Annotated in this window: 12 protein-coding genes; 7 read left to right on the top strand and 5 right to left on the bottom strand. The window is 46.8% G+C overall.

Annotation, left to right across the window (positions count from 1 at the left end; all coding sequences use genetic code 11):
- Positions 1–3: 3 nt before the first annotated feature.
- Genes T325_RS07955 through lon form a run of 3 tightly spaced genes read right to left on the bottom strand, consistent with a single transcriptional unit; the run spans position 4 to position 4,819 of the window.
- Positions 4–1,224 (bottom strand): LptF/LptG family permease, encoded by a 1,221-nt coding sequence (locus T325_RS07955; protein ID WP_036912248.1) that lies wholly within the window; start codon positions 1,222–1,224, stop codon positions 4–6.
- Entirely contained in the window at positions 1,221–2,363 is a 1,143-nt protein-coding gene (tgt, locus tag T325_RS07950; protein ID WP_036912245.1) for a tRNA guanosine(34) transglycosylase Tgt, read from the bottom strand. Before tgt ends, T325_RS07955 begins: the two co-directional genes overlap by 4 nt.
- A complete protein-coding gene (gene lon / locus T325_RS07945) occupies positions 2,360–4,819 on the bottom strand; it encodes an endopeptidase La (RefSeq protein WP_036912242.1) in 2,460 nt (819 codons plus the stop codon). Before lon ends, tgt begins: the two co-directional genes overlap by 4 nt.
- A 183-nt stretch (positions 4,820–5,002) precedes the next feature.
- On the opposite strand from lon, the gene T325_RS07940 reads away from it, so the two are divergent.
- Positions 5,003–5,686 (top strand): tRNA1(Val) (adenine(37)-N6)-methyltransferase, encoded by a 684-nt coding sequence (locus tag T325_RS07940; protein WP_369794042.1) that lies wholly within the window; start codon positions 5,003–5,005, stop codon positions 5,684–5,686.
- Positions 5,683–6,450: a nitrilase-related carbon-nitrogen hydrolase gene (locus T325_RS07935; protein WP_036912236.1), complete on the top strand. Its 768-nt coding sequence runs from the start codon at positions 5,683–5,685 to the stop codon at positions 6,448–6,450. The genes T325_RS07940 and T325_RS07935 overlap by 4 nt, the downstream gene beginning before the upstream one ends.
- 239 nt (positions 6,451–6,689) lie before the next feature.
- Here T325_RS07935 and T325_RS07930 read toward each other — a convergent pair whose 3' ends face one another.
- Positions 6,690–7,088: a DUF3127 domain-containing protein gene (locus tag T325_RS07930; RefSeq protein ID WP_036912233.1), complete on the bottom strand. Its 399-nt coding sequence runs from the start codon at positions 7,086–7,088 to the stop codon at positions 6,690–6,692.
- A 170-nt stretch (positions 7,089–7,258) separates the two neighbouring features.
- Here T325_RS07930 and dnaN point away from each other — a divergent pair, with 170 nt between their 5' ends.
- Genes dnaN through T325_RS07905 form a run of 5 tightly spaced genes read left to right on the top strand, consistent with a single transcriptional unit; the run spans position 7,259 to position 13,476 of the window.
- Complete coding sequence (gene dnaN / locus T325_RS07925) at positions 7,259–8,383, top strand: DNA polymerase III subunit beta (protein WP_036912230.1); 1,125 nt, start codon at positions 7,259–7,261, stop codon at positions 8,381–8,383.
- Positions 8,384–8,395: 12 nt separating this feature from the next.
- Positions 8,396–9,250: a 3'-5' exonuclease gene (locus T325_RS07920; RefSeq protein WP_036912227.1), complete on the top strand. Its 855-nt coding sequence runs from the start codon at positions 8,396–8,398 to the stop codon at positions 9,248–9,250.
- A complete protein-coding gene (locus tag T325_RS07915) occupies positions 9,250–10,158 on the top strand; it encodes a type IX secretion system protein PorD (protein ID WP_036912224.1) in 909 nt (302 codons plus the stop codon). Before T325_RS07920 ends, T325_RS07915 begins: the two co-directional genes overlap by 1 nt.
- 1 nt (position 10,159) lies before the next feature.
- Positions 10,160–11,818 carry a DNA repair protein RecN gene (recN, locus tag T325_RS07910; protein ID WP_036912222.1) on the top strand — a complete coding sequence of 553 codons (1,659 nt, stop codon included), beginning with the start codon at positions 10,160–10,162 and terminating at the stop codon, positions 11,816–11,818.
- On the top strand, positions 11,815–13,476 hold the full coding sequence (locus tag T325_RS07905) for a tetratricopeptide repeat protein (protein ID WP_036912219.1): 1,662 nt from the start codon (positions 11,815–11,817) through the stop codon (positions 13,474–13,476). Before recN ends, T325_RS07905 begins: the two co-directional genes overlap by 4 nt.
- Before the next feature lie 40 nt (positions 13,477–13,516).
- Here the strand turns inward: T325_RS07905 and dnaB are convergent, their stop codons facing one another.
- Positions 13,517–15,064 carry a replicative DNA helicase gene (gene dnaB / locus T325_RS07900; RefSeq protein WP_036912217.1) on the bottom strand — a complete coding sequence of 516 codons (1,548 nt, stop codon included), beginning with the start codon at positions 15,062–15,064 and terminating at the stop codon, positions 13,517–13,519.
- Between the last annotated feature and the right edge of the window lie 7 nt (positions 15,065–15,071).

The raw sequence follows: 15,071 nt of genomic DNA, 5'->3' as shown, positions 1-15,071 counted from the left end.
TTTCTAGTTGGGTGCCTGACGATAACAGAAGTATGCAATAACCGCATAAAGGATATTTGGAATCCAGGCGGCCAGCAACGCAGGTGTATCGGCATTGATGGCAAAGGTGGCACTCACCGTCTGCAACAGGATGTAGGAGAACGACAAAGCCAGACCGATACCCAGATAGAGTCCCATGCCGCCCTTTCGTTTACGGCTGGAAAGACTAACGCCGATGATAGTCAGGATGAACGAGGCGAACGAAGTGGCTATTCGCTTGTGATACTCCACTTCATAGGGTACCACGTTGCCAGAGCCTCTTTCCTCTTGTTTGGAGATATATCGTAACAATTCGGGAGAGGTAAGCGTCTCTTGCTGTCCTTTAGAGTAAACCAGATCCATCGGTTCCATCTGTATGAGTGTATCGATGACTTCGCCCGACTGGATCTCTTCACGCAACCCTTTCAACGTACGTATCTTATAGTTCTGAGCTTTCCAGTGATAGCGTGTGTCACTGATAGAATCGTAACGGATGACGGATGCCGTCATGTGGCTGACGAGCTTCTTGTTCTCGAACTTATCGAGCGAAAAGCCATAACCGGTCTTCACGCGGTCGTCGTATTGCTGCAGGTAGGCTATTGTTCCAGGAGCGACCATCAGCTGAACGTTGGTTGCTGACAGGTTCTTGCTCTTATTCTTATATTTCACCTCAAAATCCTGACGCACCACGTTGCCATGAGGAATAACGTAAGAGCCAAGGTAGAAGTTCACTAAAGCTATCAAAGCCGCCGAAACCATATATGGGCGTAACAACCGTTTAAAGCTGACACCAGCCGCAAGCATGGCGATGACCTCAGAGTTGCCAGCCAACTTAGAGGTGAAGAAGATGACGGCAATGAAGACAAACAGCGGTGAGAACAGATTAGCGAAATAAGGAATGAAGTTGGCGTAGTAGTCAAATACGATGGCTTTCAGCGGGGCACCATAAGTAGAAAACTTTGCCAGATTCTCATTGACATCGAAGACAATGGAAATCGAGATGATCAAGATGATAGAATAGATGTAGGTACCTATGAACTTGCCAATGATATAACGGTCAAGACGCTTGAGATAGCGCTTGGGATTAAGGTAGCGCAGAGGAGATACCAACTTACCGATTGGACCGCGTACTTTGCTCCAAAGGGCTTCTAGTTTTCTACCGCAGGTCTTCAACCGTTCTGCTATGTTCTTCAGTTTTTCTTTCATCTTCTACGTCCTAATTGATCAATGACTGAACGTTTCCATTGCACGAAGTCACCTGCAACGATATGCTGTCGGGCATCGGTGACAAGTCGCAGATAGAAAGCCAGATTATGAATAGAGGCAATCTGCATGGCCAGCAGTTCCTGAGCCTTGAAGAGATGATGCAGATAGGCCTTCGAGTGGATGCGGTCGATATCACAGCCGTCAGGATCGATAGGTGAAAAGTCGTCTTCCCACTTCTTGTTGCGCATGTTCATTGTTCCCTCATAAGTGAAGAGCATAGCGTTGCGACCATTACGGGTAGGCATCACACAGTCGAACATGTCAACGCCGCGCTCGATGGCTTCAAGAATGTTCTGAGGCGTACCGACACCCATCAGGTATCGGGGACGGTCCTTTGGCAGAATCTCGTTCACAACCTCAATCATCTCATACATCACTTCTGTGGGCTCGCCAACGGCCAGTCCGCCAATAGATGCGCCACCGCCATCATTGAGTTGCCCCAGCACATCGACCACATGTTTTGCAGCATCTCTGCGGAGATCTTTATAGGTACAGCCTTGCACAATGGGGAACAGGGTCTGTTTGTAGCCATACAACGGTTCTGTCTCATTGAATCGCTTCACACATCGCTCCAGCCATCGCTGGGTAAGGCGCAGACTGTTCTCGGCATACTTATAGTCGCTCTGGCCCGGGGGACATTCGTCGAACGCCATCATAATGTCGGCACCAATCACACGCTCGGTGTCCATCACATTCTCGGGCGTGAAAATATGCTTCGAGCCATCGATATGACTACGGAACTCGCAACCTTCCTCACGAAGCTTACGAATACCTGTCAGAGAGAAAACCTGGAAACCACCCGAGTCTGTCAGTATTGGCCGGTCCCATGTGTTGAACTTATGCAGACCGCCAGCCTTGCGAAGAATATCCAGGCCTGGTCGCAGGTAGAGATGATAAGTGTTACCCAGAATAATCTGGGCCTTCACTTGTTCACGCAGTTCTGCAAAATGCACGCCTTTCACACTGCCCACCGTTCCAACAGGCATGAAGATAGGGGTCTGAATCTGTCCGTGATCGGTGGTAATCAGTCCTGCACGGGCATCGCTGGCTGCATCGGTATGTTGTACTTCAAACGTCATTTCTGATCCTTTTCTTTTTCTTCTGGAATGGTGAAGTCGAGCGGATTCTTAACAACTTCTTTGGTAAGAGCAAAATCCCATACATCCTGTACGTTCTCAACGTAGTGGAAGGTCACACCTTTCAGATACATATCGGGAATCTCAAGGATATCCTTCTCGTTTTCACGACACATCACGATATCGGTAATACCTGCACGCTTGGCAGCCAGAATCTTCTCCTTGATACCGCCAACGGGCAGAACTTTTCCTCGAAGCGTAATCTCGCCCGTCATCGCCGTGTTCTTGCGTACCTTACGCTGGGTGAGGGCAGAGGCGATACTAGTGGCAATGGTAATACCAGCACTAGGACCATCCTTAGGTGTCGCACCCTCGGGCACATGGATATGGATGTTCCAGTTGTCGAAGATTCGGTAGTCGATGTCAAGGGTTGAAGCATGTGCCTTCACATACTCAAGAGCCAGAATGGCCGACTCCTTCATCACATCACCCAGGTTACCTGTCAGCGTGAGCTTAGAGCCCTTTCCCTTTGAAAGTGATGTCTCGATAAAGAGAATCTCTCCACCGACACTAGTCCAAGCCAGACCTGTGACAACACCAGCATAGTCGTTGCCCTGATAGATGTCGCGATAGAATGGCGGTTTGCCCAACAGATCCTCAATCTCCGCAGGGGTAATCTTCTTATAGTTGGTGCTTTCTTCAATCTGACGCTTGAAGGCAATCTTTCTGAGTGCTTTGTTCACCTGTTTCTCCAACTGACGTACACCGCTCTCACGGGTGTAACGTTCAATAATCATCTCGATGGCAGCCTTGTTGAATGTCGGTTTCAGCTCCTTGACGTTCAGACCGGTATTCTCAAGCTCACGAGGTATCAGGTGACGCTTCGCAATCTCAATCTTTTCTTCTGTGATATAACCACTTACCTCGATAATCTCCATACGGTCGAGTAGGGGACGTGGAATGGTACTCAGGTTGTTAGCCGTAGCGATGAACAATACCTGTGAGAGGTCGAAATCCACATCGAGATAGTTATCATGGAAGGCATTATTCTGCTCAGGGTCAAGCACCTCAAGCAGAGCAGATGCGGGATCGCCATTATGAGTCATCTGTGTCACCTTGTCGATTTCGTCAAGGATAAACACAGGATTAGACGAACCAGCCTTTTGGATAGACTTGATAATACGACCCGGCATAGCGCCTATATACGTACGACGGTGACCACGGATCTCTGCCTCGTCGTGCAGACCGCCTAACGACATACGAACGTACTTGCGCTTCATGGCTGCCGCAATAGACTTGCCCAGAGAGGTCTTACCAACTCCTGGAGGGCCATAGAGACAAATGATAGGACTCTTCTGGTCGCCACGCAGAGCTAACACAGCCATGTGCTCGAGTATACGCTCCTTGACTTTCTCCATGCCATAGTGGTCGTGGTCGAGAATCTTCTGTGCACGCTTCAGGTCGAGATCGTCTGTTGTATATTCATTCCAAGGAAGAGCAACCAGTGTCTGAAGATAGGTAAGCTGTACATTGTATTCCGGACTCTGTGGATTCAGGTTGTCCAGTTTATCAGCTTCTTTACGGAAAATCTTATCAATCTCGTAAGGCCATTTCTTTGTCTCGGCTTTTCGGAGAAGTTCCTGTTTCTCCATCGTCTCGCCATTGCCCATCTCTGCCTGCATGTTCTTAATCTGCTGCTGCAGGAAGTAGTTACGCTGCTGCTCGTCGATATCCTCACGCGTCTTATTGCGGATGTCGGCTTTCAGATTCTGCAGGTTAATCTCGCGATTCAGAATCTTCATCACGCCAAACAATCGCTCTTTGACAGTGTCGGTTGTCAGAAGCAACATCTTCTCTTTCAGCGAGAAAGGCATGTTTGAGCATACGAAGTTAAGTGCCATGATATCGTTCGAGATATTCTTGATGGCGAACGTTGCCTCGTCAGGAATATCCTCGCTGATATTGATAAACTGGTCTACCAGGTCACGCAGGTCATCCATGGCCGTCTTGAACTCACGGTCACGTTTCTCGGGTTCAATCTCTTCTACAGGCTCTACCACACCTTCGAGATAAGGCTGGGTGCTGATGATATCGCACAAGCGGGCACGGCCAAGACCTTGGACAATCGTGGTAATATTTCCATTCGGAAGCGTCAGCAGCTTCATGACTTTAGCATACACGCCATATTCATAAAGATCGTCCTTCATGGGAACTTCTACATCGGGGTCACGCTGGGGAATAACGCAGATGACCGTCCCTTTCTTCTCTGCTTTCTTAACAAGGGCCTTACTTGATTCACGGCCAATGAGAATAGGGGTTACAACACCAGGGAAGAGCACGAGGTTGCGCACAGGCAGTATTGGTGCATTCTCTGGGGTCTGATTGCCTAACAACGCACTGAAATCACCGTCGATATCAGCTATCATCTGAAAGGCTGCATTCTTGTTTTGACTACTCATATTATAACTAATACACTATAAAATTCAAACTATACTTAAAAATTGGCTGCAAAGTTACTAATAATAATTAAGAAACAGGCACGATACAGTCAATAATTAACAATTATTGCTATCTTTGCAGCCGAAATGTCAAATAGTTACTTTGAATTTAAACAATTTACTATACATCAGGAGCGTACAGCGATGAAAGTAGGCACTGATGGAACGCTGCTTGGGGCTTGGGCTCAGGTTCCTTCAGAATCATCCGACGGCACTCCTTTGGACAATCCCTTGATTCTGGATATCGGAACGGGCACAGGACTGATAGCCCTGATGATGGCCCAACGTTTTCCAAAAGCACAAATCACAGCGATCGACATCGATGCAGAAGCTGTGTCTCAGGCTCAGGAGAATGTGCTGGCATCGCCTTTTTCTCAGCACGTCAAAGTGATCATGGCTGATGCTCGTGATTTTCTTTCGTCAGAGGGTTCTCTCTTTGATGCGATTGTCTCAAACCCGCCTTATTTCGTCGATTCGCTTACTTGTCCAGACAATCAGCGAACAATGGCACGCCATAATTCGACGCTCACTTATCGTCAGCTGATGCATACGGCTTTCGGACTGCTTGCGCCTCATGGCATTTTCTCTGTTGTGATTCCTGTAGACTGTTGTGCCCAATTGGAGGCAGAAGCCCATTTGGCGGGGTTCTTCCCAAGTCGTATTTGCATGATAAAAACGACACCCAGGAAAGCGCCTAAGCGATGCTTGATGGAATTCAGTAAGCATTCTGTAAATGAATTAGTTAAGAACGAAGGAATTATAGAGATTTTGCCCAACGTCAGGAGCGATTGGTATCAAGAACTTACAAGAGATTTTTATATCAGATGAAGGTTACAATTCTACAGTTAGACATAGAGTGGGGAAGTCCCCTTGAGAATATCTCCAGAGCAGAGAGTCTGATGGCTCAGGAGCCTGATAGTGATCTGTATGTGTTGCCAGAAATGTGGAGCACGGGCTTTGCCACAGAACCTCAAGGACTTGCTGAGTCGGAGGCTACAAATGTTGCCCTTAAATGGATGCGCGATACAGCTAAAGAACGTCAATGTGCAATATCTGGTACGCTTGCCATTATAACTGAGGATCACAAGTATCTTAATCGTCATTATTTTATAGACGGGAGAAATGGTATCGAATCATATTATGATAAACACCATTTGTTCAGATACGGACATGAAGACCGTTACTACGAATCAGGAAATAATCATACAATAGTAGAGTATAACGGTTTCCGCATCTTGTTGCTGACTTGTTATGATCTGCGTTTTCCCGTATGGAGCCGTTATGCTGACGCACTTCAGTATGATGCCATTATCTGTGCGGCTAATTGGCCGGAAAGTCGCCAAAATGCATGGCAGATTCTAACCAGAGCCAGGGCTATTGAGAATCAGGCTTATCTGATTGGATGTAATCGTGTTGGCGATGATAAATATTGTCATTATAAAGGTATGAGTGCTATTATCAGTCCTATAGGCAAAACGCTCGCATCTTGTCAGGCAGACAAGCAAACCTCGGTTTCTTTTTCGCTAAATCTAGAAGCACTAAACCATCAACGTCAGAAATTCCAGGTTTTAGACGATCGCGATATCAGATGAAGTTTCTCGTAATGAAACTAGCAGTTAGTCGTAATACAACTATAGGTTTGTCGTAATGAAACCCAGGCTTTACTCCGGGCAAAGTCAGGGTTTATACGGCATTATCCTATATTTTACTACTTTATACTAGAATCAGTATTATGATAAATAACATAAATAAGAGTTCTCTCCTATAAAATAATATTGCCCCCCGGATTTCTTGATCCAGAGGGCAAACTTCTATAATGATCATCTTATGCTTAGAATGGCAGATCGTCAGCAGAACCTTCTGCTACAGGCTCCTGTGCAGGAGGAAAAGCTGCATTAGCGCCGCCTGCTGGAGGAAATGGTGCTGCTGCACCACTCATTGGTGTAGCTACGGGCTGCTGACCACGAATAACATTATAAGCACGAATATCGTTAAACCAACGACCATTAAACTCGTGGGCATCAATATCAAACTGAACTGTGAGATCCTCGCCCTGCTGAATATTGAACTGTTTGATTCTATCCTCGCCAAAGATGCGGAAAAGACACTTGCGGGGATACTGACCAGGAACCTCAATCACATAATCCTGAGACATCCAGCTGTTTCCCGTACGTGCAGAAACTCCACTTTGTGCTGCCATAACAGCAATGATTTTACCTGTTAATTCCATGACTTAATTTGTTTTTATTTGTTGAATTTCTCGTTTTCAAGTGGCGAAATTACTAAAAATAGTTTGAATAGCGCAATTTTCTGCCGAAAATTTTGTTCAATACAACGTTTTTTTGTAATTTTGTGCTCAATTATATAATATGTATTTAAGAACAAAATAACTATAAAACTATGCGATTTACATTATCAAGTACAGCGCTGAGCACTAAGCTCGCTGCCCTCTCAAAAGTGATTAACAGTAAGAACGCCCTGCCTATTCTGGGTGACTTCGTGTTTGAAATCAACGACAACGTACTGTATCTGACTGCATCAGACAGTGAAAACCTGATGAAGACACAGATGCCATTGACAGAAAGCGACAGCAACGGACGTTTCGCCATTGGTAATCACGATTTACTTGAAGCAGTAAAGGGTTTCTCTGAGCAGCCCATCACGTTCGACGTGAATCAGGAGCAGAACACCGTAAAGATATCCTATCAGAATGGTATGTTCTCTCTCCCCATCGAGAATGCTGACGAGTTCCCCATGCCCCAGCCTATCAGCGACTACGCTAATACGATAACCATTCCGAACGCTATTCTGGCAGAGAATATCAATCGTTCAATCTTTGCTACGGCTCAGGATGAGCTGCGTCCTGTAATGAACGGTATCTATTTCGATCTCACCACCGATTGTCTGGCTGTTGTTGCAAGTGATGGCCATAAGCTGGTTCGCAATAAGATCTTCACGATTAAAGGTGAGCAGCCTGCTGCATTCATCCTGCCGAAGAAGCCCGCTGGACTGCTGAAGAATCTGCTTGGAAAAGACGGTGGTGACGTAGTTATCCGTTTCGATGAGCGCAATGCAGAGATCAGCTATGGCGACGGAATCATTCAGTGCCGTCTGATCGAAGGCCGTTATCCCAACTATAACAGCGTCATTCCACAGGCTAATCCGAATGAGTTGCGTGTAGATCGTCTGTCACTCCTGGCTGCACTTCGCCGTGTACAGCCTTTCGCTAACGATTCAAGCAACCTGATTCGTTTCCACGTTGAAGGAACCACGCTCCAGCTTGATGCAGAGGATTACGATTTCTCAAAGACGGCTACAGAACGTATGACCTGTGAGTATAACGGTCAGCCGATGTCTATCGGATTCAAGGGCGCATCATTTATCGAGGTGCTCAACAACTTCGATTGCGCAGAGGTCATCATTCAGCTCGCTGACCCAAGCCGTGCCGGTCTTGTAATTCCTTCAGAGCAGCCGGAGAATCAGGATGTGCTGATGCTGATGATGCCAATGCTGATCAACGATTAAAGACTGATATAGATGAAGCTGAATCTTACCAAACCCCTTGTCATCTTCGACCTGGAGACAACAGGTCTTGACTTGGTTAAGGATCGTATCATACAGATTTCATATATAAAAGTCAATCCTAATGGCGTTGAGGAACGAGGCAATGAGCTGGTGAATCCGGAAAAGCCGATTCCAGAGGATGTGGTAGCCCTGACAGGCATCTCGAATGAGGATGTGAAGGACAAGCCCACCTTTAAGCAACTTGGTCAGCAACTGGCACAGAAGTTTACGGGATGCGACTTTGCAGGTTTCAACTCTAACCATTTCGATATACCTCTGCTGGCAGAGGAATTCCTAAGAGCTGGTATTGACTTCGACTTCTCGAAATGCCGTCTGATAGATGCCCAGACAATCTTCCACAGAATGGAACGTCGCAATCTGGCAGCAGCCTACAAATTCTATTGTGGCCGTAAGATGGAAGACGACTTCGAAGCTCACCGGGCCGATCAGGATACAGAAGCAACCTATAGGGTGCTGATGGGAGAACTGGATAAATATGCTCCAGGCGCCAATGAGGATCCCGAGAAAGTGTTGGAAAACAATATGGACCAGTTGGCAGAGTTCTCTAAGATGAACAATAATGTGGACTTTGCTGGCCGTATTGTATGGGGCGAGGTAAAAGACCGTTCCGGGAAGCCTGTACTCGACAAGGATGGGAAACCTCAGATGACAGAGGTCTTCAACTTTGGTAAGCACAGAGGATTGCCTGTAGCAGATGTTCTGCACATTGATCCAGGTTACTATAGTTGGATCTTGGCTGGTGACTTCACGTACAACACGAAACAAGTACTGACGAGAATTCGTCTGCGCGAGGCTCAGAGAGGCTAATGAGAGTATTGAGGACTAACATATTAATTTTGTTTATGCTTGCAGTTTCTGGTTTAAAAGCCCAGGAGCTGCAAGTTAAGGTTAATGTGAACCATAGTCAGATACAAGGTACGGATGTGAGCGTGTTCGAGAATCTTCAGCAGACAATAGAGCAGTTCATGAATGAACGCCAGTGGACAGAACTTCAGTTTCAGAAAAACGAGCGTATTCAATGTAGCCTGAATCTGACTGTTACCAAATACGTCAGAGAAGAAAACCGCTTTGAATGTACAGCGCTTATCCAAGCCAATCGCCCAGTGTTCAATTCAGCCTACACCTCTACCTTATATAATAATAGAGACGGCAGTTTTAATTTCGAATTCCAGCAGTTCGATCAGTTGAATTTCTCGGATGAGAATATAGACAATCAACTCACTGCCCTACTCGCCTATTATGCCTATCTGATGATAGGTCTCGACCTTGACAGTTTCAGTCCAATGGGAGGTAGCGATATTCTGCAGCGTTGTATGTATCTTGTCAATAACGCTCAGAATCTGGGTTTCCCTGGCTGGAAATCCTTTGAAGACAGCCGTAACCGTTTTGCCATCATCAATGATTATCTCGACGAGGCATTAACACCTTTCCGTCAGTTGCAATATGATTATTATCGCAAGGGACTTGACGAGATGGCCAACAATCCTGAACGTGGACGAATAGAGATAACTACGGCTTTAGAAACACATCTTCAGAAAGCTCATAGTGACAAACCGCTCAGTCTGCTTCCGCAGATCTGGACCGACTACAAGAAGGATGAGCTGGTGAGTATCTACAAAGGCAAAGGTACGCAAAAAGAGAAAGAGCGGATTTACGAACTGCTCATGAGTATCAATGCCTCGCAAAGCAACAGTTGGGACCAAATAAAGAACTGATATGCTTAAACATTTATATATTAAGAACTTTACGCTGATCGATGAACTCGACATCGACCTGTTTCAAGGCTTCTCAGTGATTACTGGTGAGACGGGAGCCGGTAAAAGCATCATTCTTGGTGCCATCGGTCTTCTCCTTGGCCAGCGGGCAGACTCGAAGTCCATCAAACAAGGATGCGAGAAATGCGTGATAGAAGCCCTCTTCAATCTCTCACGATATGATATGGAAGACTTCTTCAGCGAGAACGACATAGAATACGATCCTGAAGAAACCATTATCCGTCGTGAGCTGACTGCCTCAGGCAAAAGCCGTGCTTTTATCAACGACACGCCTGTTCAGCTTTCAATGCTTAAAGAGCTTGGAGAACGATTGGTCGACGTGCATTCACAACATCAGAATCTCCTGCTCAATAAGCAGGACTTCCAGCTGAGTGTTGTCGATGTGATAGCCAATGATGCAAAGGAACTGGCAAAGTATCAGCAGACCTATCAGGCTTACCAGACTGTCAAGCATGAACTCGACATGATGAAGGCGGATATCGAGCGTAATCGCCAGAATCTGGATTTCCTGCAGTTCCAATGCAATGAACTCTCAGAAGCCAACCTGCAGTCTGGAGAGCAAGAAGAACTTGAGCAGAAGAGTGAGACGATGGAACACTCGGAGGACATCAAGAGCGCTCTGTATACGGCCGACAATGCCTTGTCAGCAGAAGATAATGGTGTTGTGGTGTCGCTACGCAATTCTTTGTCATCACTCAAGGCTGTTGAGCATGTTTTCCCCGATGTCAGTGAGTATGTACAGCGTATCGAGGAAAGCTATATTGAGTTGAAAGACCTTGCGCAAGACATTAACACCCAGTTAGAGAACATCGATTTCGATCCGTCTGAACTGGATATTATCAATAACCGTCTTGATCGCTTATATGATCTTGAGAAGAAATATCATGTTGAGACTGTTGATGAACTAATTGAGAAGCGCGACGAACTCAAGCGTCAGCTCAGTAATATCGAGAATAGCGACGAAGCCTTGGCTGACTTGGAGTTGCGAATGGAGAAACTGGAGAGACAAGCCAGACAGGAAGCCGACATCCTCACGAAACTGCGAGTCAAGGCATCTAAACAGATAGAGAAAGAGATGCAGGCAAAGCTCGTTCCATTAGGAATGCCTAATGTCAGATTCAGTACAGAGATTGTAGAAACAGAGTTAGGTCATAGCGGACAGGATAAGGTTGCTTTCCTGTTCAGTGCCAATACCTCCACCCCACTCCAGCCAGTCTCACAGGTTGCTTCTGGTGGTGAGATTGCTCGTGTGATGCTATCCCTGAAGGCTATGATCAGTGGTGCAGTCAAGTTGCCTACCATCATCTTCGACGAAATCGATACAGGTGTCAGTGGTAAGATTGCAGAGCAGATGGCTCAGATTATGCAGGAGATGGGGCAACATGAGCGTCAGGTTATCAGCATTACTCATCTGCCTCAGATTGCCGCACTTGGCACTTCCCATTATAAAGTGGAGAAAGAAGAGACCGCCTCTGGTACAAAGAGTAGCATGAGGCTTCTGACTACTGATGAACGAATAAAGGAAATAGCGCAGATGCTCAGTGGAAGCGAAGTGAGCGATGCTGCTATCCAAAATGCCAAACAATTATTAAGATTATGAAGAAAATGATTATGATATTCTGTCTGCTCATGATGGCAGGCAGCGCCTTTGCCCAGCCAAGTTGGGTTAAGAAGGCCACTAAGTCCGTCTTCACACTGAAAACCTTCTCAGCCGACGGATCGTTGATAGCCAGCAGCAATGGCTATTTCGTAGGTTCTGATGGTGAAGCTGTCAGCAACTATACACCATTTAAGGGAGCTTTGCGTGCTGTCATCATCGATTCGCAGGGCAAAGAAATGAATGTCGTCAGCATTCTTGGAGCCAATGACATGTATGACGTCGTCAAGTTTCGCGTCGACGGGAAGACACAGCCACTTATTGTCAGCTCGTCAGTGGCCCCGGTAGGTAGTCTGGCGTGGCTGTTGCCCTATCGTGAGACAAAGAACATATCAAGTGGAGCCATTCGTAAAGCAGAGACGTTCCAAGAGGACTATGCCTATTATACCGTTGCTTTGAGTATGCCCCACAATACCATTAGCTGTCCGTTAATTAATGAGTCGGGCGAGGTGATCGGAATGATGCAGCAACCGGCAAACGACAAGGACACATTGAACTATGCCATCAGTGCCCGCTTTGTTGATTCATTGAAGATCTCCGCTTTCGGTATGAATGAGGCAACATTGAAGCTTACGAAAATCAAGAAAGAGTTGCCTGGCAGTCTGAAGGATGCCGTGTTAGCCCTTTTCCTTTCAGCGAGTCAGATGGATTCTGCCGAATATGTCACACTGGTTAACGATTTCATTCAGAAGTTCCCTAAGGCTCCCGATGGCTTTATGCAGCGTGCCCAGATGGCTGTGGTTGACGGAAACTTTGCCGATGCAGAGAAAGATATGGAGACTGCTCTGAAACTGGCAGAGAAGAAGGACGAAGCACATTACGCCTACGCCCGTATGATATATAACAAGGAGATATTCCAGAGTGCTCAGCCCTATGCCAATTGGAGTCTTGACAAGGCCTTGACGGAAATCCAGTCTGCCAATGCCCTCAACCCCCAGCCCTCATATCGTCAGCTGGAAGCCAACATCCTGTATGCTCAGCAGAAATTTGATCCTGCCTATACCATCTACGACGAACTGGCACAAAACGGACAGAAAACCGCCGAGGTGTTCTATGCAGCTGCTAAATGCAAGGAAATGCTGAAGGATACCACCGCTATGCTTGCCCTGTTGGATTCAACCATGAACACATTCTCCAAGCCCTATCTGAAAGACGCGGCTCCTTATCTGCTGGCACGTGCTGAAGCTCGTAGAGCAGCAGGAAAGTCTCGTGATGCCGTGAATGATCTCAATGATTACGAAGCACTGATGCAAGCCGAAATCAATGATAACTTCTACTATCTGCGTCATCAGGTAGAAATCGAAGGCCGACTCTATCAGCAGGCATTGAACGACATCAACCGTGCCATCCAGATGGCTCCACAGGAGACATTCTATTATGCCGAGAAAGCATCGTTACAGGTACGTGTCGGTCTTCTCGACGACGCAATAGATACAGCTAATGAGATGATAGGTATCGATTCTAATGATAGCGACGCCTATATGTTCCTTGGTCTGGCACAGTGTCTGAAAGGAAATAAGAAGGATGGCATAGCCAACCTGCAGAAAGCCAAAGACATGGGAAATCTTCAGGCCGACACTCTAATACAGAAATATCAATAGAAATAAAAATCCCCGCCAGAACAGCGGGGATTTATTATTTTTAGAATGGTAACGGACCGTCTGCTGGTGGAGGTGGCAGCGGTGCATCGCCAAACGGGCTGATATCTCCGGCACTGCCCGAACCGTTGATTTTAGAGCCGAGAATCTCACCTCCTGACGAAGATCCACCACTACTCAAACTGCCTCTGTCATCAGGATTCTCAAAACGTGTGAACTCACCACGGAATGTCAACAGCACATCACCTGTCGCACCCTTACGGTGCTTAGCAATGATAATCTGCGCCATGCCATGCAAGTCACGTCCGTTGTCATCCTGATAGATATGATAATATTCCGGACGATGCACGAACAACACCATATCGGCATCCTGCTCGATGGCTCCCGACTCACGCAAGTCAGACAACTGCGGACGCTTACCCTCCAGTCCTTCACGACTCTCAACACCACGGTTCAACTGACTCAGTGCCAGAATAGGTATATCAAGTTCCTTTGCCAGTCCTTTCAACGAACGAGAGATGGTCGACACCTCTTCCTGTCGTGACGAGAAACGCATACCGTTGGCATTCATCAGCTGCAGATAGTCAATCATTATCAGTTTAACGCCATGCTCACGTACCAGTCGGCGTGCCTTTGTACGAAGTTCAAACACAGACAAGCCTGGTGTGTCATCAACATACAGCGGTGCTCCCAGCAGGTTATTGATTCGTCTGTCCAGTCGCTCCCATTCATCACGTTGCAACTGACCGTTCAGAATCTTCGAACCTTGAATCTCACAGGCATTAGATATCAGACGGTTCACCAATTGCACGTTCGACATTTCAAGCGAGAAGAAAGCCATCGGTATTCTGAGGTCTGCTGAAATATTCTTTGCCATCGACAGTGCGAACGACGTCTTACCCATGGCAGGTCGTCCTGCAATGATCACCAGGTCGGAAGGCTGCCAGCCACTGGTAATGTCGTCGAGTTTCGTATATCCCGTCGATACACCCGTCAAACCGTTTGTATTCTTTGCAGCTTGCTGTATGCCCTTAATGGCAAGGTCAATCACAGGGTCGATAGCCGTATAGTCTTTTTTCATGTTGTGCTGCGACAACTCAAACAGCTCACCTTCGGCTTCCTGCATCAGGTCCTCTACATCAATTGTCTCGTCAAACGCCTTAGTCTGAATGCCGCTCGTAAACGAGATCAACTGACGCGCCAGCGACTTCTGCGCAATGATGTTAGCATGATATTCTATGTTAGCCGAAGATGCCACACGCGAGCTCAGCTCTGCTACATAGCCAGGACCACCCACCTCCTCGAGCGTACCCGATTTCGCCAGCTGTTCCGTTACAGTCAACACGTCAACGGGCTTTTCTGCCATGCTCAGGTCTCGGATGGCTGCGTATACCATTTGGTTACGAGGCTCATAGAAGCTCTCAGGGCGTAAGGTCTCACAGACGATGGCATACGCATCCTTGTCAATCATCAGAGCACCCAGAACAGCTTTCTCCACCTCTAACGCCTGAGGCTGTAAATGCCCGTAGGTATTATCCACAGGTTGCTGTTTCCTAACTCTTCGTCGGTTGTTTTTTTCTTGTTCAGGCATATCTTAT

Origin of the sequence: Prevotella sp. FD3004, from assembly GCF_000746155.1 — a bacterium.
Taxonomy (GTDB): domain Bacteria; phylum Bacteroidota; class Bacteroidia; order Bacteroidales; family Bacteroidaceae; genus Prevotella.
This window is presented reverse-complemented; position numbering and strand designations above follow the sequence as displayed.